Consider the following 22,459-nt stretch of genomic DNA (forward strand, 5'->3'; position numbering starts at 1 on the left):
GGGAAACAAGGGTGAAGAGGGAAAAGACAACAGAGGGAAAAGGGAGAGTTGGGGAAAGGGAGGGGGGGGGGGGGGGGGGGGGGGGGGGGGGGGGGGGGGGGGGGCCCCCCCCCCCCCCCCCCCCCGCCCCCGGGACCGTTCAGACCATGATTGAGACTCGACCCCGAAAGAGGGATTGACGCACAGTGCTCGACGTCAACTTCTTCGACGAGCTGCGGATCGGCCTTGCCACCGCGGACGACATCCGAACCTGGTCGCACGGCGAGGTCAAGAAGCCGGAGACCATCAACTACCGCACCCTCAAGCCCGAGAAGGACGGACTCTTCTGCGAGAAGATCTTCGGTCCCACCCGGGACTGGGAGTGCTACTGCGGCAAGTACAAGCGTGTCCGCTTCAAGGGCATCATCTGTGAGCGCTGTGGCGTCGAGGTCACGCGCGCCAAGGTGCGCCGTGAGCGGATGGGCCACATCGAGCTCGCCGCTCCCGTCACCCACATCTGGTACTTCAAGGGCGTCCCGTCGCGCCTGGGCTACCTGCTGGACCTCGCGCCGAAGGACCTCGAGAAGGTCATCTACTTCGCCGCGTACATGATCACGTTCGTCGACGACGAGCGTCGTCAGCGCGACCTGCCGTCGCTGGAGGCCCACGTCTCCGTCGAGCGCCAGCAGATCGAGAACCGCCGTGACGCGGACCTCGAAGGCCGTGCCAAGAAGCTCGAGAGCGACCTGGGCGAGCTCGAGGCCGAGGGCGCCAAGGCCGACGTGCGCCGCAAGGTGCGCGAGGGCGCCGAGCGCGAGATGAAGCAGCTCCGTGACCGCGCCCAGCGCGAGATCGACCGCCTCGACGAGGTGTGGAACCGCTTCAAGAACCTCAAGGTCCAGGACCTCGAGGGCGACGAGCTGCTCTACCGCGAGCTGCGTGACCGCTTCGGCACGTACTTCGACGGCTCGATGGGTGCCGCGGCGCTGCAGAAGCGCCTGGAGTCCTTCGACCTGGAGGAGGAGGCCGAGCGCCTCCGCGAGATCATCCGTACCGGCAAGGGCCAGAAGAAGACCCGTGCGCTCAAGCGCCTCAAGGTCGTCTCCGCGTTCCTGCAGACCAGCAACAGCCCCAAGGGCATGGTCCTGGACTGCGTCCCGGTCATCCCGCCGGACCTGCGTCCGATGGTGCAGCTGGACGGTGGCCGCTTCGCGACCTCCGACCTGAACGACCTGTACCGCCGCGTCATCAACCGCAACAACCGCCTGAAGCGCCTTCTCGACCTCGGTGCCCCCGAGATCATCGTGAACAACGAGAAGCGCATGCTCCAGGAGGCGGTCGACGCCCTCTTCGACAACGGCCGTCGTGGTCGCCCGGTGACGGGCCCCGGCAACCGTCCGCTGAAGTCCCTCAGCGACATGCTGAAGGGCAAGCAGGGTCGATTCCGTCAGAACCTGCTCGGCAAGCGCGTGGACTACTCCGCGCGTTCCGTGATCGTCGTCGGTCCGCAGCTGAAGCTGCACCAGTGTGGTCTGCCCAAGGCCATGGCGCTGGAGCTCTTCAAGCCGTTCGTGATGAAGCGCCTGGTCGACCTGAACCACGCGCAGAACATCAAGAGCGCGAAGCGCATGGTCGAGCGCGGCCGCACGGTCGTGTACGACGTGCTCGAAGAGGTCATCGCCGAGCACCCGGTGCTGCTGAACCGTGCGCCCACGCTGCACCGTCTCGGCATCCAGGCCTTCGAGCCCCAGCTGGTCGAAGGCAAGGCCATCCAGATCCACCCGCTCGTCTGCACCGCGTTCAACGCGGACTTCGACGGTGACCAGATGGCCGTCCACCTGCCGCTCTCCGCGGAGGCGCAGGCCGAGGCCCGCATCCTGATGCTGTCCTCGAACAACATCCTCAAGCCGGCCGACGGCCGTCCGGTCACGATGCCGACGCAGGACATGGTCCTGGGTCTGTTCTTCCTGACCACCGACGGTGAGCTCCGTGACGTCAAGGGCGAGGGCCGCGCGTTCGGCTCGACCGCCGAGGCGATCATGGCGTTCGACGCCGGCGAGCTCGCGCTGCAGTCGTCCGTCGACATCCGCTTCCCGGTGGGCACCATCCCGCCGCGCGGCTGGGTGCCGCCGGTCGCCGAGGAGGGCGAGCAGGAGTTCCAGCCGGGCGACAGCTTCCGTCTGAAGACGACCCTGGGCCGTGCGCTCTTCAACGAGCTGCTGCCCGAGGACTACCCGTTCGTCGACTACTCGGTGGGCAAGAAGCAGCTCTCCGAGATCGTCAACGACCTGGCGGAGCGCTACCCCAAGGTCATCGTGGCGGCGACGCTCGACAACCTGAAGGCGGCCGGCTTCCACTGGGCGACCCGTTCGGGCGTCACCGTGGCCATCTCCGACGTCGTCGTGCCCGAGGCCAAGAAGGCCATCGTCGCGGGCTACGAGGCGCAGGACGAGAAGGTCCAGAAGCAGTACGAGCGCGGTCTGATCACCAAGGACGAGCGCACGCAGGAGCTCATCGCGATCTGGACCAAGGCGACCAACGAGGTCGCCGAGGCGATGAACGCGAACTTCCCCAAGACGAACCCCATCTTCATGATGGTTGACTCGGGTGCCCGAGGAAACATGATGCAGATGCGACAGATCGCCGGTATGCGTGGTCTGGTGTCGAACGCGAAGAACGAGACCATCCCGCGTCCGATCAAGGCGTCCTTCCGTGAGGGCCTCACCGTTCTGGAGTACTTCATCTCCACGCACGGTGCCCGTAAGGGTCTGGCGGACACCGCCCTGCGTACCGCCGACTCGGGTTACCTCACCCGTCGTCTGGTGGACGTCTCGCAGGACGTCATCATCCGCGAGGAGGACTGCGGCACCGAGCGCGGCCTCAAGCTCAAGATCGGTGTCAAGGACGAGACGGGTGTCCTCCGCAAGGCGGACGACGTCGAGACCTCCGTGTACGCCCGCATGCTGGCCGAGGACGTCGTCATCGACGGCAAGGTCATCGCGCCGGCGAACGTGGACCTCGGCGACGTGCTCATCGACGCCCTCATCGCGAACGGCGTCGAGGAGGTCAAGACCCGCTCGGTCCTGACCTGCGAGTCCGCGGTCGGCACCTGTGCCTTCTGCTACGGCCGCTCGCTGGCCACCGGCAAGCTCGTCGACATCGGCGAGGCGGTCGGCATCATCGCCGCCCAGTCCATCGGTGAGCCCGGTACCCAGCTGACGATGCGTACCTTCCACACCGGTGGTGTGGCCGGTGACGACATCACGCAGGGTCTGCCGCGTGTCGTCGAGCTCTTCGAGGCCCGTACCCCGAAGGGTGTCGCCCCGATCTCCGAGGCCGCCGGCCGCGTGCGGATCGAGGAGACCGAGAAGACGAAGAAGATCGTCATCACGCCCGACGACGGCAGCGAGGAGACGGCGTTCCCGATCTCCAAGCGCGCCAAGGTCATCGTGCACGAGGGCGACCACGTCGAGGTGGGCCAGAAGCTCACCATGGGTGCCACCAACCCGCACGACGTGCTGCGCATCCTCGGCCAGCGTGCCGTCCAGGTCCACCTGGTCGGCGAAGTCCAGAAGGTCTACAACTCGCAGGGCGTGTCGATCCACGACAAGCACATCGAGATCATCATCCGGCAGATGCTGCGCCGCGTGACGATCATCGAGTCCGGCGACGCGGAGCTCCTGCCGGGCGAGCTCGTCGAGCGCTCGAAGTTCGAGACCGAGAACCGTCGTGTGGTCACCGAGGGCGGTCACCCCGCCTCCGGCCGTCCGCAGCTGATGGGTATCACCAAGGCCTCGCTGGCGACGGAATCCTGGCTGTCGGCCGCCTCCTTCCAGGAGACGACCCGAGTCCTGACGGACGCGGCGATCAACGCCAAGTCCGACAGCCTCATCGGCCTCAAGGAAAACGTCATCATCGGTAAGCTCATCCCGGCCGGTACGGGCCTGTCCCGCTACCGCAACATCCGGGTCGAGCCGACCGAGGAGGCGAAGGCCGCGATGTACTCGGCCGTCGGCTACGACGACATCGACTACTCGCCCTTCGGCACCGGCTCCGGCCAGGCCGTCCCGCTGGAGGACTACGACTACGGCCCGTACAACGGCTGATAGCGCCTCAGCGCGAAGCCCCCTACCGCTCCGAGAGGAGCGGTAGGGGGCTTCGTCGTGTCCGGGGCCCGCGGGGCCCGCGGGGGCGCGGGAGGCCGGCGGCCCGGGGCCGCCGGCCCTGCCCTCCGTCAGGCGCCGCGGCGGCGCCTGGCGTAGCCGGCCGTGGTGACCGAGGCCAGGGTGAGGAGGGCCAGGGCGGCCGCCGTCAGGCCCGGGGTGAGGCCCTTCGGGGTGAAGGTGCAGGACAGGTGGCGGGTACCCGGGGTGACCGGGAGGGCGAGCAGGCCGTGGTGGTCGCGGATCGGGGCCGAGCACTGCCAGCCGGGGACGTTCGTGACGGCGAGGACCGCGGTGCCGGTGGCGTTCGGGGGGAGGGTGGCCTCCAGGGTGTGGCCGCCGACCTCGACCGAGGTGGCGCCCGTGGTGGTGAGCCGGCCGACCGCCGCGGTCAGGGCCGAGCGGTTCAGGCAGCCGACCGGGTGGGCGCCGGCGTCGGCGTTCTCCGTGCGGGTCTCCACCGTGACCTCCAGGCGGCCCGAGGCGGGGACCGGCCCCAGGGGGACGACGCCCGTCATGCGGTCCTCCAGGGCCCGGGTGGCGTCGCCGCCGCGCAGGGTGCCGTACAGGGAGGGGGAGTACCAGTAGGCCTCCGAGCCCGGGGTGCACTGGGCCGCGTACGTCTGGGTGGTGGCGGTGCCCGTCCGGGTGGTCCGGGGGACCTCGTAGACCGTGGCGCCCAGGACGTTCTCCTGGTGGGCGTAGACCGAGCCGGCCGGGTTGGGGGAGGTGTAAGGGGTGGTGCGGAGGGTGACCAGGGGAGGCGCCGGCTGTCGGGTGGCCGTCCAGGTGCCGGGGGTGGTGCCCGGGCGGACCCGGGCGCCGATCGAGAAGATCGCGTCGAGCACCGGGTTGTCGGCGCCGAAGAAGGTCCGGCCGTCGTTCTTGAAGCCGTAGCCGAGGGGTTCGAGGGCCTGGTACGTGGCTTCGGGGAGGTAGCTGCTGTAGTACTGCGGGCCCTCCGCCCGGAGCGCGAGGGCGTCGTTGTACGAGGTCTGCGGCGCGCCCGAGTCCGTCCGGTAGGCGGGCCAGCCGTCCACCTGACGGACCGCCTCGAAGTGCTCGGTGATCGAGCGGTTCGAGGTCGCCGCCGGGTGGGCCCAGCGTTCGCGGGAGCGGCGGGCGTCCGCGTTGGCCGCCGCGACCGTCGACTCGGCGAAGACCACGCCGACCATGAGGACGGCCGCGACCGGTACGAGGGCGCGGCGCCGTTCGCCCAGGGCCAGGAGGGTGAGGGCCAGCAGGGAGGCCGCGCCGCCCCCGAGGACGGCCGGCCAGGTCCAGCCGCCGAAGTCGTTCGTGTGGCGGAGCACGAACGTGGCCAGGACCAGCAGCCCCGCCGCCGACGCCAGGTGCAGGGGGCGGGGGCGGTGGGCCAGGGCGAGCCAGGCCACGACGACGACCATCCCGCTGAAGACGAACGCCTCCCGGTACGGGTTGCCGTTCGGCACCGCCAGGCCGTGCCACACGTACTGCGTCGGCGGGAACTGGAAGGAGACGAGCACGAGGAGGGTGGCCGCCCCCCACGTCAGGCGGGTACGGGCCGCGATCCGGGTGTTGAGGAGGAAGGAGCCCGCGAGGATCAGGCCCAGGGAGGCCACGTACAGGCGCGGCCGGCCGCCCCACAGGTGGGTGGCGGGGAGCATGCCCGCCAGGAAGATCTCGATCCGGACGGGGTCGAAGGCACCGGCCTTGGTGGGCTGCGCCGCCCCGCTGGACAGGAACGAGGGCAGGAGGAGGGGGAGGGTGAGGAGGATGCCGGTCGCCGCCGCGGTGGCCGCGCGCCAGAGGGCGCGCAGGCGCTGCGCGCCCGTCAGGTCCAGGGTGATCAGACGGACGGCCAGCAGGACGCAGGCGGCCATCGTGGCCATCATGGCCGTGTAGAAGTTGCCGAACCAGGCGAGGGCGACCAGCAGCGCCACCCCCGGCCAGCGGCGGCCCTCCAGGCACCACTCCACGGCGATGCCGAGGAGGGGGAGCGCCACCAGGCCCCACAGCCACATCGGGATGTACGAGGCGTCGCTCAGTGCCCAGCCGCACAGGCCGTACGTGGCTCCGAGCACCCCGCGCTGCCACCACGGGCCGGGGTGCAGCTTGCCGAGGTAGACGGCCATCACGGCGGCGGCCGTGCCCATCGTCACCGGGGTGATCACGAAGACGGCGAGGTCGACGTGCTCGCGGGGCACCAGGACGGCGAGCCAGGAGAAGGGGTTGCCGAGGTAGGTGTAGTAGTCGGACAGGAACTGTTGTCCGAAGCCTCCCCGCCAGGTGAACAGCAGGTCGCCGGCGGCCTGGCCGTGGACCAGGTCCCACAGGGCGCGGTGGAAGGGCACGTACTGGTTGGCCTGGTCGTTGATGGCCCGGCCGGTGTCGCCGAAGGGGAAGGTGCCCCGCGCCGCCCAGGCCGCGCAGAAGGCGCCCGAGGTGACGAGGAAGGCCAGCAGGGGCGCGTACAGCCGGGGGAGCGCGGCGCGCCGCCGTGACCAGGGGGAGCGGCCGCCGGCGGGGGGCGGGGATTCCGCCGTCGTCGGCTCCGATGTGACCGTCCCCAATGTCCTGCTCCTGGCGCTCGTACGTTTTGGACTGACTCGCTGGGATTCGCTGGGCAGTGTAGTTCGCCCTCCCTACCACGGCGGTGCGGGTTCCGCGCGGCCACCCCGGTCCGGTGGCGCCCGCCCGTGTGGCGCCTGAGCTGTGCGGTCGTCGCGGGGGCGGCGGCGCGGCTTATGTTTTGACCGGAGTGGATGCGGTGGGTACGCTCAGACCTTGTGCCTGGGGTGTGCCTGGGCTCCCGTGCGTGTCCATCAACCGCACGCGAGACCCGACGGCCACCGCGATCCATGCGTCCTTCCGCACCTGCGGAGGGGTCCGCCGGGTCCGACACACCCGACCGCGTGGGTCGGCAAAGTTCCAGGTTAGCTTCACTACACGGCACACAGAAACCGGAGAAGTAGTGCCTACGATCCAGCAGCTGGTCCGTAAGGGCCGGCAGGACAAGGTCGAGAAGACAAAGACTCCCGCGCTCGAGGCCTCGCCCCAGCGTCGCGGCGTCTGCACGCGTGTGTTCACGACCACCCCGAAGAAGCCGAACTCGGCGCTCCGTAAGGTCGCGCGTGTGCGTCTGACCTCCGGCATCGAGGTCACCGCTTACATTCCGGGTGAGGGACACAACCTGCAGGAGCACTCGATCGTGCTCGTGCGTGGTGGCCGTGTGAAGGACCTGCCGGGTGTTCGTTACAAGATCATCCGCGGTGCGCTTGACACCCAGGCTGTCAAGAACCGCAAGCAGGCCCGCAGCCGCTACGGCGCCAAGAAGGAGAAGTAAGAATGCCTCGTAAGGGCCCCGCCCCGAAGCGCCCGGTCATCATCGACCCGGTCTACGCATCTCCTCTGGTGACCTCGCTCATCAACAAGATCCTCCTGAACGGCAAGCGCTCCACCGCCGAGCGCATCGTCTACGGCGCCATGGAAGGCCTCCGCGAGAAGACCGGCAACGACCCGGTCATCACGCTGAAGCGCGCGCTGGAGAACGTCAAGCCGTCCCTCGAGGTCAAGTCCCGCCGTGTCGGTGGCGCGACCTACCAGGTCCCCGTCGAGGTCAAGCCGGGTCGCCAGTCGACCCTGGCCCTCCGCTGGCTCGTGGGTTACTCCCGCGCCCGTCGCGAGAAGACCATGACCGAGCGCCTCATGAACGAGCTTCTCGACGCCTCGAACGGCCTCGGTGCGGCCGTCAAGAAGCGTGAGGACACGCACAAGATGGCCGAGTCCAACAAGGCCTTCGCGCACTACCGCTGGTAGTCCCAACCCACATCGAGACCGAGAGAAGACTGAGCCGATATGGCTACCACTTCGCTTGACCTGGCCAAGGTGCGCAACATCGGCATCATGGCCCACATCGACGCGGGCAAGACGACCACCACCGAGCGCATCCTGTTCTACACCGGTGTGTCGTACAAGATCGGTGAGGTCCACGACGGCGCTGCCACGATGGACTGGATGGAGCAGGAGCAGGAGCGCGGCATCACGATCACGTCCGCCGCGACGACCTGCCACTGGCCGCTCGAGGACGTCGACCACACCATCAACATCATCGACACCCCGGGTCACGTTGACTTCACCGTCGAGGTGGAGCGTTCGCTCCGCGTCCTCGACGGTGCCGTCACCGTGTTCGACGGTGTCGCCGGTGTGGAGCCGCAGTCCGAGACCGTTTGGCGTCAGGCGGACCGCTACGGCGTCCCGCGCATCTGCTTCGTCAACAAGCTCGACCGTACGGGCGCCGAGTTCATGCGCTGCGTCGACATGATCAAGGACCGCCTCGGTGCGGTTCCGATCGTCATGCAGCTCCCGATCGGTGCCGAGGCCGACTTCCAGGGTGTCGTCGACCTCGTCCGCATGAAGGCTCTCGTGTGGTCCGCCGAGGCCACCAAGGGCGAGATGTACGACGTCGTCGACATCCCGGCCACGCACACCGAGCTGGCCGAGGAATGGCGCGGCAAGCTCGTCGAGCAGGTCGCCGAGAACGACGAAGAGATGATGGAGCTCTTCCTCGAGGGCGAAGAGCCCTCCGAGGAGCAGCTGCACGCCGCCGTGCGTCGCATCATCCTCGGCTCCGGCAAGGGCAAGGGCGAGGCCACGATCACCGCGGTGTTCTGCGGTACGGCGTTCAAGAACAAGGGCGTCCAGCCCCTGCTCGACGCCGTCGTGCGCTACCTCCCGTCGCCGCTGGACATCGAGGCCATCGAGGGCCACGACGTCCGTGACGCCGAGGTCGTCGTGAAGCGCAAGCCGTCCGACGAGGAGCCCCTCGCCGCGCTCGCGTTCAAGATCATGAGCGACCCGCACCTCGGTAAGCTCACCTTCGTCCGGGTTTACTCGGGCCGCCTGGAGGCCGGCACCGCGGTGCTGAACTCCGTCAAGGGCAAGAAGGAGCGCATCGGCAAGATCTACCGCATGCACGCGAACAAGCGTGAGGAGATCGACTCGGTGGGCGCCGGCGACATCGTCGCCGTCATGGGCCTGAAGCAGACCACCACGGGTGAGACCCTCTCCGACGAGAAGGCCCCGGTGATCCTGGAGTCCATGGACTTCCCGGCGCCGGTCATCCAGGTCGCGATCGAGCCCAAGTCCAAGGGTGACCAGGAGAAGCTGGGTGTCGCCATCCAGCGTCTCGCGGAGGAGGACCCCTCCTTCCACGTTCACTCGGACGAGGAGACGGGCCAGACCATCCTCGGCGGTATGGGCGAGCTGCACCTCGAGGTGCTGGTCGACCGTATGAAGCGCGAGTTCAAGGTCGAGGCCAACGTCGGCAAGCCGCAGGTGGCCTACCGCGAGACGATCCGCAAGGCCGTCGAGCGTCACGACTACACCCACAAGAAGCAGACCGGTGGTACCGGTCAGTTCGCCAAGGTGCAGATCGCGATCGAGCCGATCACGGACGCCGATGGTCCGGCGTACGAGTTCGTCAACAAGGTCACCGGTGGCCGCGTGCCGAAGGAGTACATCCCTTCGGTCGACGCCGGTGCGCAGGAAGCCATGCAGTTCGGCATCCTCGCCGGCTACGAGATGACGGGCGTTCGCGTCACGCTTCTCGACGGTGGCTACCACGAGGTCGACTCCTCCGAGCTCGCCTTCAAGATCGCCGGTTCGCAGGCCTTCAAGGAGGCCGCGCGCAAGGCTTCTCCCGTGCTCCTCGAGCCGATGATGGCCGTCGAGGTCACCACGCCGGAGGAGTCGATGGGCGACGTCATCGGTGACATCAACTCCCGCCGTGGCCAGATCCAGGCCATGGAGGACCGTCACGGAGCCAAGATCGTCAAGGGCCTCGTGCCGCTTTCGGAGATGTTCGGCTACGTCGGAGACCTCCGCAGCAAGACCTCGGGTCGCGCCAGCTACTCGATGCAGTTCGACTCCTACGCCGAGGTTCCCCGGAACGTCGCCGAGGAGATCATCGCGAAGGCCAAGGGCGAGTAACTCTTCCGAGTACACGCTTTAGGCTTGTCACCGGAGCCTCTGGGGCAACAGGAGCAACCCTCCCGTTGCCCCGGGGAACCCGGCTTTCCAGCAAAGATCACCTGGCGCCGATCTGTAAGGCGTACAGAACCACTCTCCAGGAGGACCCCCGTGGCGAAGGCGAAGTTCGAGCGGACTAAGCCGCACGTCAACATCGGCACCATCGGTCACATTGACCACGGTAAGACGACCCTCACGGCCGCCATTACCAAGGTGCTGCACGACGCGTACCCGGACCTGAACGAGGCCTCGGCCTTCGACCAGATCGACAAGGCTCCTGAGGAGCGCCAGCGCGGTATCACCATCTCCATCGCGCACGTCGAGTACCAGACCGAGGCGCGTCACTACGCCCACGTCGACTGCCCGGGTCACGCGGACTACATCAAGAACATGATCACCGGTGCCGCGCAGATGGACGGCGCGATCCTCGTGGTCGCCGCCACCGACGGCCCGATGCCGCAGACCAAGGAGCACGTGCTCCTGGCCCGCCAGGTCGGCGTTCCGTACATCGTCGTCGCCCTGAACAAGGCCGACATGGTGGACGACGAGGAGATCCTGGAGCTCGTCGAGCTCGAGGTCCGTGAGCTCCTCTCCGAGTACGACTTCCCGGGCGACGACCTCCCGGTCGTCCAGGTCTCCGCGCTGAAGGCGCTCGAGGGCGACAAGGAGTGGGGCGAGAAGCTCCTCGGCCTCATGAAGGCCGTCGACGAGTCGATCCCGACCCCGCCGCGTGACACCGACAAGCCGTTCCTCATGCCCGTCGAGGACGTCTTCACGATCACCGGTCGTGGCACCGTCGTCACCGGTCGTATCGAGCGTGGTGTCCTGAAGGTCAACGAGACCGTCGACATCATCGGCATCAAGACCGAGAAGACCACCACCACGGTCACCGGCATCGAGATGTTCCGCAAGCTGCTCGACGAGGGCCAGGCCGGTGAGAACGTCGGTCTGCTCCTCCGTGGCATCAAGCGCGAGGACGTCGAGCGCGGCCAGGTCATCATCAAGCCCGGTTCGGTCACGCCGCACACCGAGTTCGAGGCCGCCGCGTACATCCTGTCGAAGGACGAGGGTGGCCGTCACACCCCGTTCTTCAACAACTACCGCCCGCAGTTCTACTTCCGTACCACGGACGTGACCGGCGTCGTGACCCTCCCCGAGGGCACCGAGATGGTCATGCCGGGCGACAACACCGACATGTCCGTCCAGCTGATCCAGCCGGTCGCCATGGAGGAGGGCCTGAAGTTCGCCATCCGTGAGGGTGGTCGCACCGTCGGCGCCGGCCAGGTCACCAAGATCACGAAGTAATTCGTGTTCTGACCTGGTAGTCCGCACCAGCGGGCACCTTGTTCAAGGCGAGGGCCCCTTTCCCACCGCTCCGGCGGTGGGGGAGGGGCCCTTTGTCGTACCCCCGGGTAATGATGGGCGGGGGGCCGTGAGAGGCTCCGGCACGGATCGCACACGGACGTTCGGGGTGGGGAAGCATGGGGCGGCAGGACGCCGAGGGGCCGGGGATGTCCGACGAGGAGTGGGCCCGGTTCAGCGAGCAGCTCATGGACGGGGGCGGGGACGCGCCCAAGGAGCCCTCCGCGCGGGCGCGGATGGTCACCGAGCGGCTGCGGCGCGAGGAGGAGGAGCGGGCCAGGGCCGCCGGGCGGCGCGGCCCGTTCGGGCGTCGTGGCGGGCCCGCGCCGGGTGAGCCTCCGGGGTGGCGGACGGGACCGGCCTGGCAGGACGTGGAGGCCCGGCGGCGGCGCCGGCGGGGCCTGAAGGCGACCGCGGCGATCGTGGGCGTCGCGGCCCTGGCGCTGGTCGTCGTACGGCCCGAGTTGCTGATCGACCGGCTGACCGGGACGGCCGAAGCCCGTCGGGCAGCCGCTGAGGCCCCGCCCCTTCCGGGCGAGTCCGTACGTCCGACCGGCCCGCCGGAGGCCGTCCACCCGGACCGCCCGACCCTGAAGGAGCCCTTCCGCGGCTCGCCGGCCCTCCAGTGGGCCGAGGGCGCCGCCGGTATCGAGGTCCCGGCCGCGAAGGCCGTCGGCTGGATGTCCGAGGCTGCGGTGGCGGACGCGCTCGCGAAGGCGAAGCGGTTCCTGGTCACGGCCAATCTCGAGCCGGCCACCCTGCGGGGCGAGCGCCCGGAGCCGGCGCTGGCGCTCCTGGACCCCCGGCAGCCGGAGGTCCCGCAGCGCGTGGAGCGCTCCCTGGCGCGGCCCGGCGGCGAGGACGACCCCGTCGTCCTGTTCACCCGCTTCGACCCCGCGGAGGTCCGCCCGGCCGGCTCCGTGGTCAAGGTGCGCGGCAGCATGCGCGCGGAGGCGGGGGAGCCCGGGGAGGTGCTGGTGGTCACCGACTACACCTTCGTGCACCCGATGACGAGGGGGGACGGGAGCGTGCAGCGGACGATCGTGCGCCGGCAGATCACCTTCTCCGTGCTCGACCCGTCGCGCTGGCGGGCCACCGAGGGCCGGCTCCAGCTGCACACGTACAAGGCGGAGTGGTCGAACGTGCGGTGCGAGACGGACCGGGGTTTCCTGCACCCGGACTTCCCGCAGGACGCGCCGGGCGGAACACAGCCCTCCGGGCCGGCCTCGGATCCGTACGACCGCAGCGGGGACATTCACGGCGAGGGGTGCAGGAACCTGGCGAGGTCCTGACCTGGGGTCCCCGCCGTGTGGCGCGGTTTGACGTGTCCGCGCGGCGGGGTATTCTCTTCGGCCCGATTGGCCAGGTACGTGTCTCGTATGGCAGACTACTCAAGTTGCTCGGTTGAGTACCGATGCTGCGCGCCTCCCGCCGGGAGGACCGGAAGCGAGTCCCACAGTACTCGTCGTCCTTAATCTGCCTCTCGGGGCAGCAATGAGGACGGACGTACGGGAATCTTCTGGGAAGTGACAGCACGGTTCCCACCAGGCACTCGGCGGGTGTCTTTCCCCCGATGCGCGGTCCAGGGACCGCACCCCCTTGGATGAGGGAATTTCCGTATGGGAATTTTCTGTGGAGGGAGTGCGACACGCCCGACCGCGTGGGTCGGAGAAAGGCTGCGGGAGCTCCTCCTGCGGCCCACCGGGAGCCAGAGCGTTTCCACACAGAGACAGGACTACGGAGTAGCCATGGCGGGACAGAAGATCCGCATCCGGCTCAAGGCCTACGACCACGAGGTCATCGACTCCTCGGCGAAGAAGATCGTCGAGACGGTGACCCGCACTGGTGCGTCGGTCGCGGGCCCGGTGCCGCTGCCCACTGAGAAGAACGTGTACTGCGTCATCAAGTCGCCGCACAAGTACAAGGACTCGCGCGAGCACTTCGAGATGCGCACGCACAAGCGCCTGATCGACATCCTCGACCCGACGCCCAAGACCGTTGACTCGCTGATGCGCCTGGACCTTCCGGCCGGCGTTGACATCGAGATCAAGCTCTGAGAGGCGTCGAGAAGATGGCAAAGCAGATCAAGGGCGTCCTGGGCGAGAAGCTCGGCATGACCCAGGTCTGGGACGAGAACAACCGTGTCGTCCCGGTGACCGTCGTCAAGGCCGGCCCCTGCGTCGTGACCCAGGTCCGTACTAACGACACCGACGGCTACGAGTCGGTCCAGATCGCCTTCGGCGAGATCGACCCGCGCAAGGTGAACAAGCCCCTCAAGGGCCACTTCGCCAAGGCCGACGTGACCCCCCGCCGCCACCTGGTGGAGCTCCGCACCTCCGACGCCAGCGAGTACACGCTCGGCCAGGAGATCACCGCTGAGATCTTCGAGTCCGGCGTCAAGGTTGACGTCACGGGCAACAGCAAGGGCAAGGGCTTCGCCGGTGTCATGAAGCGGCACAACTTCCGGGGCCTCGGCGCCGGTCACGGTGTGCAGCGCAAGCACCGCTCCCCCGGTTCGATCGGTGGCTGCGCCACCCCTGGGCGTGTCTTCAAGGGCATGCGCATGGCCGGTCGCATGGGTAACGAGCGCGTCACCACCCAGAACCTGACCATCCACGCGGTTGACGCGGAGAAGGGTCTGCTCCTCATCAAGGGCGCGGTCCCCGGTCCGAACGGCGGCCTCGTCCTGGTCCGTACCGCGGCCAAGGGGGCTTGAGGTAATGAGCACCATTGACATCCTTTCGCCGGCAGGCGACAAGGCCGGTACCGTCGAGCTCCCCGCGGAGATCTTCGACGCGAAGACCAGCGTTCCGCTGATCCACCAGGTCGTCGTCGCCCAGCTGGCAGCTGCCCGTCAGGGCACGCACAAGACCAAGACCCGTGGCGAAGTCCGTGGTGGTGGCAAGAAGCCTTACCGCCAGAAGGGCACCGGCCGCGCGCGTCAGGGTTCGACCCGCGCTCCGCAGTTCGCCGGCGGTGGCGTCGTCCACGGCCCCGTGCCGCGTGACTACTCGCAGCGGACCCCCAAGAAGATGAAGGCCGCCGCCCTCCGCGGTGCCCTCTCGGACCGTGCGCGTCACTCCCGCATCCACGTCGTCACCGGCGTGGTCGAGGGTGCCGCCTCCACGAAGGCCGCCAAGACGCTGTTCGGCAAGATCTCGGAGCGCAAGAACCTGCTCCTGGTCGCCGAGCGCTCTGACGAGCTGGCGTGGCTGTCCGCCCGCAACCTGCCCCAGGTTCACATCCTGGAGCCGGGCCAGCTGAACACGTACGACGTGATCGTCTCTGACGACGTGGTCTTCACCCAGGCCGCGCTCGAGTCCTTCGTGTCTGGCCCCAAGGCCGATGAGACCGAAGGGAACGAGGCCTGATGTCTGAGGCGACCGTTACCAGCAAGACCTTCACCGACCCGCGCGACCTGCTGATCAAGCCGGTCGTCTCGGAGAAGAGCTACGCGCTGCTGGACGAGAACAAGTACACGTTCATCGTCGCGCCCGGCGCCAACAAGACCCAGATCAAGCAGGCCGTCGAGGCGGTCTTCTCGGTCAAGGTCACCGGGGTCAACACGATCAACCGTCAGGGTAAGCGCAAGCGCACCAAGACCGGTTTCGGCAAGCGCGCCAACACCAAGCGCGCCATCGTGACCCTTGCCGAGGGCAACCGTATCGACATCTTCGGCGGCCAGGCCTCCTAACGGAGGTCTAGTCGTCCGGAATCGGACGAGGACTGAGAAATGGGTATCCGCAAGTACAAGCCGACGACCCCGGGCCGTCGTGGCTCCAGCGTCGCCGACTTTGTCGAGATCACGCGGTCCACGCCGGAGAAGTCGCTGGTCCGCCCCCTGCACAGCAAGGGCGGCCGTAACAACACCGGTCGTGTGACCGTTCGCCACCAGGGCGGTGGCCACAAGCGCGCCTACCGCGTGATCGACTTCCGTCGTCACGACAAGGACGGCGTGCCGGCCAAGGTCGCGCACATCGAGTACGACCCCAACCGCACCGCGCGCATCGCGCTGCTGCACTACGCCGACGGCGAGAAGCGCTACATCATCGCGCCGCGCGGTCTGCAGCAGGGTGACCGGATTGAGAACGGCCCCACGGCCGACATCAAGCCGGGCAACAACCTCGCGCTCCGCAACATCCCGGTCGGTACCACGATCCACGCGATCGAGCTCCGCCCCGGTGGCGGCGCCAAGTTCGCGCGTTCGGCTGGTGCCTCCGTGCAGCTGCTCGCGAAGGAGGGCGTGATGGCCCACCTCCGCATGCCGTCCGGTGAGATCCGTCTCGTCGACGCGCGCTGCCGCGCCACGGTCGGCGAGGTCGGCAACGCCGAGCAGTCGAACATCAACTGGGGCAAGGCCGGCCGCATGCGCTGGAAGGGCGTCCGCCCGACCGTCCGCGGTGTCGCGATGAACCCGGTTGACCACCCGCACGGTGGTGGTGAGGGCAAGACCAGCGGTGGTCGCCACCCGGTCTCCCCGTGGGGTCAGAAGGAGGGTCGTACTCGCTCGCCGAAGAAGGCTTCGAGCAAGTACATCGTCCGCCGCCGCAAGACGAACAAGAAGCGCTAGGAGCGGGTTTAGATGCCGCGCAGTCTCAAGAAGGGGCCCTTCGTCGACGACCACCTCGTAAAGAAGGTGGACGCCCAGAACGAAGCCGGCACCAAGAACGTCATCAAGACCTGGTCCCGTCGCTCGATGATCATCCCCAGCATGCTGGGTCACACGATCGCGGTGCACAACGGCAAGACCCACGTCCCGGTGTTCGTCACCGAGTCGATGGTCGGCCACAAGCTCGGCGAGTTCTCGCCGACTCGCACCTTCCGCGGCCACGTCAAGGACGACCGGAAGTCGAAGCGCCGCTAATCGCGGGGTGGTTACGACTATGACTAACACCGAAGGGACAACCATGGAAGCCAGGGCCCAGGCGCGGTACATCCGCGTCACGCCCATGAAGGCCCGCCGCGTGGTGGACCTCATCCGTGGCATGGATGCCACGGAGGCTCAGGCGGTCCTGCGTTTCGCCCCGCAGGCCGCGAGCGTGCCGGTCGGCAAGGTGCTGGACAGCGCCATTGCCAACGCCGCGCACAACTACAACCACCCGGACGCCTCCACGCTGGTCATCAGCGAGGCGTACGTGGACGAGGGCCCGACCCTGAAGCGGTTCCGTCCGCGTGCCCAGGGCCGTGCCTACCGGATCCGCAAGCGGACCAGCCACATCACCGTGGTCGTCAGCAGCAAGGAAGGTTCCCGGTAATGGGCCAGAAGGTAAACCCGCACGGGTTCCGACTCGGCATCACCACCGACTTCAAGTCGCGTTGGTACGCCGACAAGCTGTACAAGGACTACGTCAAGGAAGACGTCGCCATCCGTCGGATGATGACGTCCGGCATGGAGCGCGCCGGCATCTCGAAGGTTGAGATCGAGCGCACCCGTGACCGCGTGCGTGTGGACATCCACACCGCCCGTCCCGGCATCGTCATCGGCCGCCGTGGCGCCGAGGCCGACCGCATCCGCGGTGACCTCGAGAAGCTCACGGGCAAGCAGGTCCAGCTGAACATCCTCGAGGTCAAGAACCCCGAGCTCGACGCTCAGCTCGTCGCCCAGGCCGTTGCCGAGCAGCTCTCCTCCCGCGTCTCCTTCCGTCGTGCCATGCGCAAGAGCATGCAGGGCACCATGAAGGCCGGCGCCAAGGGCATCAAGATCCAGTGTGGCGGTCGTCTCGGCGGCGCCGAGATGTCCCGCTCCGAGTTCTACCGCGAGGGTCGTGTGCCGCTGCACACGCTGCGCGCGAACGTGGACTACGGCTTCTTCGAGGCCAAGACCACCTTCGGCCGTATCGGTGTGAAGGTCTGGATCTACAAGGGCGACGTCAAGAACATCGCCGAGGTTCGCGCCGAGAACGCTGCGGCCCGTGCGGGTAACCGCCCGGCCCGTGGCGCCGGCGCTGGCGACCGTCCCGCCGGCCGTGGTGGCCGTGGTGGCGAGCGCGGCGGCCGTGGTGGCCGCAAGCCGCAGCAGGCTGCTGGTGCCGAGGCCCCCAAGGCCGACGCTCCCGCCGCCGCTCCGGCCGAGAGCACCGGAACGGAGGCCTGACCGACATGCTGATCCCTCGTAGGGTCAAGCACCGCAAGCAGCACCACCCGAAGCGCAGCGGTATGGCCAAGGGCGGTACTGAGGTCTCGTTCGGCGAGTACGGCATCCAGGCGCTCACCCCCGCCTACGTGACGAACCGCCAGATCGAGGCGGCTCGTATCGCGATGACCCGCCACATCAAGCGTGGCGGCAAGGTCTGGATCAACATCTACCCGGACCGTCCGCTGACGAAGAAGCCTGCCGAGACCCGCATGGGTTCCGGTAAGGGTTCCCCCGAGTGGTGGATCGCGAACGTGCACCCGGGCCGGGTCATGTTCGAGCTGTCCTACCCGAACGAAAAGATTGCGCGTGAGGCTCTCACTCGTGCGGCCCACAAGCTGCCGATGAAGTGCCGCATCGTCAAGCGCGAGGCAGGTGAGTCGTGATGGCGACGGGAACCAAGGCGTCCGAGCTCCGCGAGCTCGGCAACGAGGAGCTCGTTGCCAAGCTGCGCGAGGCCAAGGAGGAGCTGTTCAAGCTCCGTTTCCAGGCGGCCACCGGCCAGCTGGAGAACAACGGCCGGCTCAAGTCCGTCCGTAAGGACATCGCTCGCATCTACACCCTGATGCACGAGCGTGAGCTCGGTATCGAGACGGTGGAGAACGCCTGATGAGCGAGAACAACGTGACTGAGAAGACCGAGCGCGGTTTCCGCAAGACCCGTGAGGGCCTGGTCGTCAGCGACAAGATGGACAAGACCGTCGTCGTCGCCGTCGAGGACCGCGTGAAGCACGCGCTGTACGGCAAGGTCATCCGCCGTACCAACAAGCTCAAGGCGCACGACGAGCAGAACGCTGCCGGCGTCGGCGACCGCGTCCTCATCATGGAGACGCGTCCGCTGTCGGCGAGCAAGCGCTGGCGCATCGTCGAGATCCTCGAGAAGGCCAAGTAATTACTTGAAGGGGTAACCCTTCAGGTTCGTTCCGCCAGGCTCGGCCGGGGCTTCTCTGAAGCCCCGGCCGGGAACCGGCAGACAAACAGGAGATAGACGTGATCCAGCAGGAGTCGCGACTGCGTGTCGCCGACAACACTGGTGCCAAGGAGATCCTTTGCATCCGTGTTCTCGGTGGCTCCGGTCGCCGCTACGCGGGCATCGGTGACGTCATCGTCGCCACCGTCAAGGATGCGATCCCCGGTGGCAACGTGAAGAAGGGTGACGTCGTCAAGGCGGTCATCGTTCGCACCGTCAAGGAGCGCCGCCGCCAGGACGGCTCGTACATCCGCTTCGACGAGAACGCCGCCGTCATTCTGAAGAACGACGGCGACCCTCGCGGCACCCGTATCTTCGGCCCCGTGGGCCGTGAGCTGCGCGAGAAGAAGTTCATGAAGATCATCTCGCTCGCGCCGGAGGTGCTGTAAGCATGAAGATCAAGAAGGGCGACCTGGTCCAGGTCATCACCGGTAAGGACAAGGGCAAGCAGGGCAAGGTCATCGCGGCCTTCCCCGCCGACGACCGCGTCCTCGTCGAGGGTGTCAACCGGGTCAAGAAGCACACCAAGGCTGGCCAGAACCAGGCCGGCGGCATCGTGATCACCGAGGCCCCGGTCCACGTCAGCAACGTTCAGCTGGTTGTGGAGAAGGACGGCAAGAAGGTCGTCACCCGCGTCGGTTACCGCTTCGACGACGAGGGCAACAAGATCCGCGTTGCCAAGCGCACGGGTGAGGACATCTGATGGCTACCACTCCGCGTCTGAAGACGAAGTACCGCGAGGACATCGCGGGCAAGCTGCGTGAGGAGTTCTCCTACGAGAACGTCATGCAGATCCCCGGTCTCGTCAAGATCGTCGTGAACATGGGTGTCGGCGACGCCGCCCGTGACTCGAAGCTGATCGACGGTGCCATCCGCGACCTGACGACGATCACCGGTCAGAAGCCGGCCGTCACGAAGGCCCGCAAGTCCATCGCGCAGTTCAAGCTGCGCGAGGGTCAGCCGATCGGCTGCCACGTCACCCTCCGTGGTGACCGCATGTGGGAGTTCCTGGACCGTACGCTGTCGCTCGCGCTGCCGCGTATCCGTGACTTCCGCGGTCTGTCGCCGAAGCAGTTCGACGGCCGTGGCAACTACACCTTCGGTCTCACGGAGCAGGTCATGTTCCACGAGATCGACCAGGACAAGATCGACCGTACCCGGGGTATGGACATCACCGTGGTCACCACGGCGACCAACGACGACGAGGGCCGCGCCCTCCTTCGTCACCTCGGCTTCCCCTTCAAGGAGGCGTAAGCGAGATGGCGAAGAAGGCTCTCATCGCGAAGGCTGCCCGCAAGCCCAAGTTCGGTGTGCGTGCGTACACCCGCTGCCAGCGCTGCGGTCGTCCCCACTCCGTGTACCGCAAGTTCGGCCTGTGCCGCGTCTGCCTTCGTGAGATGGCTCACCGTGGCGAGCTGCCGGGCGTGACCAAGAGCTCCTGGTAATTCCCTCCCGTCCGTAAGGACTTGGGGAAGTACCAGAGACTCTCGGTAAGCATCTGGTCGGCGGATGCCCGGCCGCGCATGCCTTAGGCTTGTGTGGTTGGGCGTCCGCCGCCCATAACGACTTACTACGCCGTAGGTCCCCGCACCGCACCCGTCCCGCCTCTGAGCGGGGAGAGGGATGGCGCATACAGGAAACCCCGGCGAGAGAGGCCGAAGGCCACTTCATGACCATGACTGACCCGATCGCAGACATGCTCACGCGTCTGCGTAACGCTAACTCGGCGTACCACGACACCGTCGTGATGCCGCACAGCAAGATCAAGTCGCACATCGCGGAGATCCTCAAGCAGGAGGGTTTCATCACCGGCTGGAAGGTCGAGGACGCCGAGGTCGGCAAGAACCTCGTCCTCGAGCTGAAGTTCGGGCCGAACCGTGAGCGCTCCATCGCGGGCATCAAGCGGATCTCGAAGCCCGGTCTGCGCGTGTACGCGAAGTCCACCAACCTGCCGAAGGTCCTCGGTGGCCTGGGCGTGGCGATCATCTCCACGTCGCACGGTCTCCTGACCGGCCAGCAGGCAGGCAAGAAGGGCGTAGGTGGGGAAGTCCTCGCCTACGTCTGGTAGTCGGGAACGGAGGAAAAGCAATGTCGCGAATCGGCAAGCTCCCCATCCAGGTTCCCGCCGGTGTGGACGTCACCATCGATGGCCGCACGGTTGCGGTGAAGGGCCCCAAGGGTCTGCTCACGCACACCGTCGCCGCGCCGATCGAGATCGTCAAGGGTGAGGACGGCGTTCTGAACGTCACCCGTCCGAACGACGAGCGTCAGAACAAGGCCCTGCACGGCCTGTCCCGCACGCTGGTGGCGAACATGATCACCGGCGTGACCCAGGGGTACGTCAAGGCTCTCGAGATCAGCGGTGTCGGTTACCGCGTGGCCGCGAAGGGCTCCGACCTGGAGTTCCAGCTCGGCTACAGCCACCCGATCCTGGTCACGGCGCCCGACGGCATCTCGTTCAAGGTCGAGTCCCCGACCAAGTTCTCGGTCGAGGGCATCGACAAGCAGAAGGTCGGCGAGGTCGCCGCCAACATCCGCAAGCTGCGGAAGCCCGACCCGTACAAGGCCAAGGGTGTCAAGTACGCCGGCGAGGTCATCCGCCGCAAGGTCGGAAAGGCTGGTAAGTAGCCATGGCATACGGTGTGAAGATCGCCAAGGGCGACGCGTACAAGCGCGCTGCCAAGGCTCGCCGCCACATCCGCATCCGCAAGAACGTCTCGGGTACGGCGGAGCGTCCGCGCCTCGTCGTGACGCGTTCCAACCGCAACATCGTTGCCCAGGTCATCGACGACCTCAAGGGTCACACCCTTGCGTCGGCGTCGACCCTGGACGCTTCGATCCGCGGTGGCGAGGGCGACAAGAGCTCCCAGGCCCAGGCCGTCGGCGCGCTCGTCGCCGAGCGTGCCAAGGCCGCGGGTGTCGAGACCGTCGTGTTCGACCGCGGTGGCAACCGATACGCCGGGCGCATTGCCGCTCTGGCTGACGCCGCCCGCGAAGCCGGGCTGAAGTTCTAAGCCCCGGTTCCGGGACTCACGGACGTAACAGAGAGAGGTAATCCAATGGCTGGACCCCAGCGCCGCGGCAGCGGTGCCGGTGGCGGCGAGCGGCGGGACCGGAAGGGTCGCGACGGTGGCGCTGCCGCCGAGAAGACCGCTTACGTTGAGCGCGTTGTCGCGATCAACCGTGTCGCCAAGGTTGTCAAGGGTGGTCGTCGCTTCAGCTTCACCGCGCTCGTCGTGGTGGGTGACGGTGACGGCACCGTAGGTGTCGGTTACGGCAAGGCCAAGGAAGTTCCCGCGGCCATCGCCAAGGGCGTCGAGGAAGCCAAGAAGAACTTCTTCAAGGTTCCCCGCATCCAGGGCACCATCCCGCACCCGATCCAGGGCGAGAAGGCGGCCGGCGTTGTCCTGCTGAAGCCTGCTTCCCCCGGTACCGGTGTTATCGCCGGTGGCCCGGTGCGCGCCGTTCTGGAGTGCGCCGGCGTTCACGACATCCTGTCGAAGTCGCTCGGCTCCGACAACGCGATCAACATCGTGCACGCGACCGTGGAGGCCCTGAAGGGCCTGCAGCGTCCCGAGGAGATCGCGGCTCGCCGTGGTCTGCCGCTCGAGGACGTCGCCCCCGCGGCTCTGCTTCGTGCGCGCGCTGGGGCGGGTGTCTGATGGCCCGCCTCAAGATCACGCAGACGAAGTCGTACATCGGCAGCAAGCAGAACCACCGCGACACCCTCCGTTCGCTCGGGCTCAAGCGCCTGAACGACGTGGTCGTCAAGGAGGACCGCCCCGAGTTCCGCGGCATGGTGCACACCGTCCGCCACCTCGTGACGGTTGAGGAGGTTGACTAA

General features: G+C 67.5%; 27 protein-coding genes. 26 read left to right on the forward strand and 1 reads right to left on the reverse strand.

Annotation, left to right across the window (positions count from 1 at the left end; genetic code table 11):
* Nucleotides 1–185: 185 nt before the first annotated feature.
* On the forward strand, nt 186–4,085 hold the full coding sequence (locus AC069X_RS00130; RefSeq protein ID WP_478723485.1) for a DNA-directed RNA polymerase subunit beta': 3,900 nt from the start codon (nt 186–188) through the stop codon (nt 4,083–4,085).
* Between the two features lie 128 nt (nt 4,086–4,213).
* Here AC069X_RS00130 and AC069X_RS00135 read toward each other — a convergent pair whose 3' ends face one another.
* Complete coding sequence (locus tag AC069X_RS00135; RefSeq protein ID WP_478723487.1) at nt 4,214–6,694, reverse strand: YfhO family protein; 2,481 nt, start codon at nt 6,692–6,694, stop codon at nt 4,214–4,216.
* A 401-nt stretch (nt 6,695–7,095) separates the two neighbouring features.
* Here AC069X_RS00135 and rpsL point away from each other — a divergent pair, with 401 nt between their 5' ends.
* The 25 genes from rpsL to rpmD all read left to right on the forward strand — a co-directional run bounded on the left by rpsL (nt 7,096) and on the right by rpmD (nt 22,459).
* Nucleotides 7,096–7,467 (forward strand): 30S ribosomal protein S12, encoded by a 372-nt coding sequence (rpsL, locus tag AC069X_RS00140; RefSeq protein ID WP_007265893.1) that lies wholly within the window; start codon nt 7,096–7,098, stop codon nt 7,465–7,467.
* Between the two features lie 2 nt (nt 7,468–7,469).
* Nucleotides 7,470–7,940 carry a 30S ribosomal protein S7 gene (rpsG, locus tag AC069X_RS00145; protein WP_007265894.1) on the forward strand — a complete coding sequence of 157 codons (471 nt, stop codon included), beginning with the start codon at nt 7,470–7,472 and terminating at the stop codon, nt 7,938–7,940.
* 39 nt (nt 7,941–7,979) lie between these two features.
* On the forward strand, nt 7,980–10,112 hold the full coding sequence (gene fusA / locus AC069X_RS00150) for an elongation factor G (protein WP_478723489.1): 2,133 nt from the start codon (nt 7,980–7,982) through the stop codon (nt 10,110–10,112).
* Nucleotides 10,113–10,262: 150 nt separating this feature from the next.
* A complete protein-coding gene (gene tuf, locus AC069X_RS00155) occupies nt 10,263–11,456 on the forward strand; it encodes an elongation factor Tu (protein ID WP_125603751.1) in 1,194 nt (397 codons plus the stop codon).
* A 206-nt stretch (nt 11,457–11,662) separates the two neighbouring features.
* Nucleotides 11,663–12,805 (forward strand): hypothetical protein, encoded by a 1,143-nt coding sequence (locus tag AC069X_RS00160; RefSeq protein WP_478723491.1) that lies wholly within the window; start codon nt 11,663–11,665, stop codon nt 12,803–12,805.
* Between the two features lie 456 nt (nt 12,806–13,261).
* Nucleotides 13,262–13,570, forward strand: coding sequence for a 30S ribosomal protein S10 (rpsJ, locus tag AC069X_RS00165; protein WP_003948644.1), 309 nt, complete (start codon nt 13,262–13,264; stop codon nt 13,568–13,570).
* A 14-nt stretch (nt 13,571–13,584) separates the two neighbouring features.
* Nucleotides 13,585–14,229 carry a 50S ribosomal protein L3 gene (gene rplC / locus AC069X_RS00170; protein WP_125594709.1) on the forward strand — a complete coding sequence of 215 codons (645 nt, stop codon included), beginning with the start codon at nt 13,585–13,587 and terminating at the stop codon, nt 14,227–14,229.
* Between the two features lie 4 nt (nt 14,230–14,233).
* Nucleotides 14,234–14,884 (forward strand): 50S ribosomal protein L4, encoded by a 651-nt coding sequence (rplD, locus tag AC069X_RS00175; RefSeq protein WP_042812330.1) that lies wholly within the window; start codon nt 14,234–14,236, stop codon nt 14,882–14,884.
* Nucleotides 14,884–15,207, forward strand: a complete 324-nt coding sequence (gene rplW / locus AC069X_RS00180; protein ID WP_007265901.1) for a 50S ribosomal protein L23 — start codon at nt 14,884–14,886, stop codon at nt 15,205–15,207. The genes rplD and rplW overlap by 1 nt, the downstream gene beginning before the upstream one ends.
* Nucleotides 15,208–15,246: 39 nt before the next feature.
* On the forward strand, nt 15,247–16,083 hold the full coding sequence (rplB, locus tag AC069X_RS00185) for a 50S ribosomal protein L2 (RefSeq protein ID WP_007265902.1): 837 nt from the start codon (nt 15,247–15,249) through the stop codon (nt 16,081–16,083).
* A gap of 12 nt (nt 16,084–16,095) precedes the next feature.
* Nucleotides 16,096–16,377, forward strand: a complete 282-nt coding sequence (gene rpsS, locus AC069X_RS00190) for a 30S ribosomal protein S19 (RefSeq protein ID WP_007265903.1) — start codon at nt 16,096–16,098, stop codon at nt 16,375–16,377.
* Between the two features lie 43 nt (nt 16,378–16,420).
* On the forward strand, nt 16,421–16,768 hold the full coding sequence (gene rplV, locus AC069X_RS00195; protein ID WP_007265904.1) for a 50S ribosomal protein L22: 348 nt from the start codon (nt 16,421–16,423) through the stop codon (nt 16,766–16,768).
* On the forward strand, nt 16,768–17,607 hold the full coding sequence (gene rpsC / locus AC069X_RS00200) for a 30S ribosomal protein S3 (protein ID WP_007265905.1): 840 nt from the start codon (nt 16,768–16,770) through the stop codon (nt 17,605–17,607). The genes rplV and rpsC overlap by 1 nt, the downstream gene beginning before the upstream one ends.
* A gap of 5 nt (nt 17,608–17,612) precedes the next feature.
* Entirely contained in the window at nt 17,613–18,032 is a 420-nt protein-coding gene (gene rplP, locus AC069X_RS00205; RefSeq protein ID WP_007265906.1) for a 50S ribosomal protein L16, read from the forward strand.
* Entirely contained in the window at nt 18,032–18,256 is a 225-nt protein-coding gene (gene rpmC / locus AC069X_RS00210) for a 50S ribosomal protein L29 (RefSeq protein WP_007265907.1), read from the forward strand. The genes rplP and rpmC overlap by 1 nt, the downstream gene beginning before the upstream one ends.
* Nucleotides 18,256–18,537, forward strand: a complete 282-nt coding sequence (gene rpsQ / locus AC069X_RS00215; RefSeq protein WP_030008467.1) for a 30S ribosomal protein S17 — start codon at nt 18,256–18,258, stop codon at nt 18,535–18,537. Before rpmC ends, rpsQ begins: the two co-directional genes overlap by 1 nt.
* Nucleotides 18,538–18,635: 98 nt before the next feature.
* Nucleotides 18,636–19,004, forward strand: a complete 369-nt coding sequence (gene rplN, locus AC069X_RS00220; protein ID WP_003956455.1) for a 50S ribosomal protein L14 — start codon at nt 18,636–18,638, stop codon at nt 19,002–19,004.
* 2 nt (nt 19,005–19,006) lie between these two features.
* Entirely contained in the window at nt 19,007–19,318 is a 312-nt protein-coding gene (rplX, locus tag AC069X_RS00225) for a 50S ribosomal protein L24 (protein ID WP_478723494.1), read from the forward strand.
* Entirely contained in the window at nt 19,318–19,869 is a 552-nt protein-coding gene (rplE, locus tag AC069X_RS00230) for a 50S ribosomal protein L5 (RefSeq protein ID WP_030298216.1), read from the forward strand. The genes rplX and rplE overlap by 1 nt, the downstream gene beginning before the upstream one ends.
* Nucleotides 19,870–19,874: 5 nt before the next feature.
* A complete protein-coding gene (locus tag AC069X_RS00235) occupies nt 19,875–20,060 on the forward strand; it encodes a type Z 30S ribosomal protein S14 (RefSeq protein ID WP_003956452.1) in 186 nt (61 codons plus the stop codon).
* Nucleotides 20,061–20,284: 224 nt separating this feature from the next.
* A complete protein-coding gene (gene rpsH, locus AC069X_RS00240) occupies nt 20,285–20,683 on the forward strand; it encodes a 30S ribosomal protein S8 (RefSeq protein ID WP_007265911.1) in 399 nt (132 codons plus the stop codon).
* Nucleotides 20,684–20,703: 20 nt separating this feature from the next.
* Nucleotides 20,704–21,243 (forward strand): 50S ribosomal protein L6, encoded by a 540-nt coding sequence (gene rplF / locus AC069X_RS00245; protein ID WP_478723496.1) that lies wholly within the window; start codon nt 20,704–20,706, stop codon nt 21,241–21,243.
* Nucleotides 21,244–21,245: 2 nt separating this feature from the next.
* Nucleotides 21,246–21,629: a 50S ribosomal protein L18 gene (rplR, locus tag AC069X_RS00250; RefSeq protein WP_007265913.1), complete on the forward strand. Its 384-nt coding sequence runs from the start codon at nt 21,246–21,248 to the stop codon at nt 21,627–21,629.
* A 45-nt stretch (nt 21,630–21,674) separates the two neighbouring features.
* Entirely contained in the window at nt 21,675–22,277 is a 603-nt protein-coding gene (gene rpsE, locus AC069X_RS00255) for a 30S ribosomal protein S5 (protein ID WP_007265914.1), read from the forward strand.
* Nucleotides 22,277–22,459 carry a 50S ribosomal protein L30 gene (rpmD, locus tag AC069X_RS00260; RefSeq protein ID WP_005313525.1) on the forward strand — a complete coding sequence of 61 codons (183 nt, stop codon included), beginning with the start codon at nt 22,277–22,279 and terminating at the stop codon, nt 22,457–22,459. The genes rpsE and rpmD overlap by 1 nt, the downstream gene beginning before the upstream one ends.

The sequence above is a fragment of the Streptomyces sp. NPDC043896 genome (assembly GCF_056435605.1).

Coding starts and splice junctions, on each gene's coding strand:
- rpsG (WP_007265894.1), top strand. CDS start 7,470: ATGCCTCGTAAGGGCCCCGCCCCGAAGCGCCCGGTCATCATCGACCCG.
- fusA (WP_478723489.1), top strand. CDS start 7,980: ATGGCTACCACTTCGCTTGACCTGGCCAAGGTGCGCAACATCGGCATC.
- AC069X_RS00160 (WP_478723491.1), top strand. CDS start 11,663: ATGTCCGACGAGGAGTGGGCCCGGTTCAGCGAGCAGCTCATGGACGGG.
- rpsJ (WP_003948644.1), top strand. CDS start 13,262: ATGGCGGGACAGAAGATCCGCATCCGGCTCAAGGCCTACGACCACGAG.
- rplC (WP_125594709.1), top strand. CDS start 13,585: ATGGCAAAGCAGATCAAGGGCGTCCTGGGCGAGAAGCTCGGCATGACC.
- rplD (WP_042812330.1), top strand. CDS start 14,234: ATGAGCACCATTGACATCCTTTCGCCGGCAGGCGACAAGGCCGGTACC.
- rplW (WP_007265901.1), top strand. CDS start 14,884: ATGTCTGAGGCGACCGTTACCAGCAAGACCTTCACCGACCCGCGCGAC.
- rplB (WP_007265902.1), top strand. CDS start 15,247: ATGGGTATCCGCAAGTACAAGCCGACGACCCCGGGCCGTCGTGGCTCC.
- rpsS (WP_007265903.1), top strand. CDS start 16,096: ATGCCGCGCAGTCTCAAGAAGGGGCCCTTCGTCGACGACCACCTCGTA.
- rplV (WP_007265904.1), top strand. CDS start 16,421: ATGGAAGCCAGGGCCCAGGCGCGGTACATCCGCGTCACGCCCATGAAG.
- rpsC (WP_007265905.1), top strand. CDS start 16,768: ATGGGCCAGAAGGTAAACCCGCACGGGTTCCGACTCGGCATCACCACC.
- rplP (WP_007265906.1), top strand. CDS start 17,613: ATGCTGATCCCTCGTAGGGTCAAGCACCGCAAGCAGCACCACCCGAAG.
- rpmC (WP_007265907.1), top strand. CDS start 18,032: ATGGCGACGGGAACCAAGGCGTCCGAGCTCCGCGAGCTCGGCAACGAG.
- rpsQ (WP_030008467.1), top strand. CDS start 18,256: ATGAGCGAGAACAACGTGACTGAGAAGACCGAGCGCGGTTTCCGCAAG.
- rplX (WP_478723494.1), top strand. CDS start 19,007: ATGAAGATCAAGAAGGGCGACCTGGTCCAGGTCATCACCGGTAAGGAC.
- rplE (WP_030298216.1), top strand. CDS start 19,318: ATGGCTACCACTCCGCGTCTGAAGACGAAGTACCGCGAGGACATCGCG.
- AC069X_RS00235 (WP_003956452.1), top strand. CDS start 19,875: ATGGCGAAGAAGGCTCTCATCGCGAAGGCTGCCCGCAAGCCCAAGTTC.
- rpsH (WP_007265911.1), top strand. CDS start 20,285: ATGACCATGACTGACCCGATCGCAGACATGCTCACGCGTCTGCGTAAC.
- rplF (WP_478723496.1), top strand. CDS start 20,704: ATGTCGCGAATCGGCAAGCTCCCCATCCAGGTTCCCGCCGGTGTGGAC.
- rplR (WP_007265913.1), top strand. CDS start 21,246: ATGGCATACGGTGTGAAGATCGCCAAGGGCGACGCGTACAAGCGCGCT.
- rpsE (WP_007265914.1), top strand. CDS start 21,675: ATGGCTGGACCCCAGCGCCGCGGCAGCGGTGCCGGTGGCGGCGAGCGG.
- rpmD (WP_005313525.1), top strand. CDS start 22,277: ATGGCCCGCCTCAAGATCACGCAGACGAAGTCGTACATCGGCAGCAAG.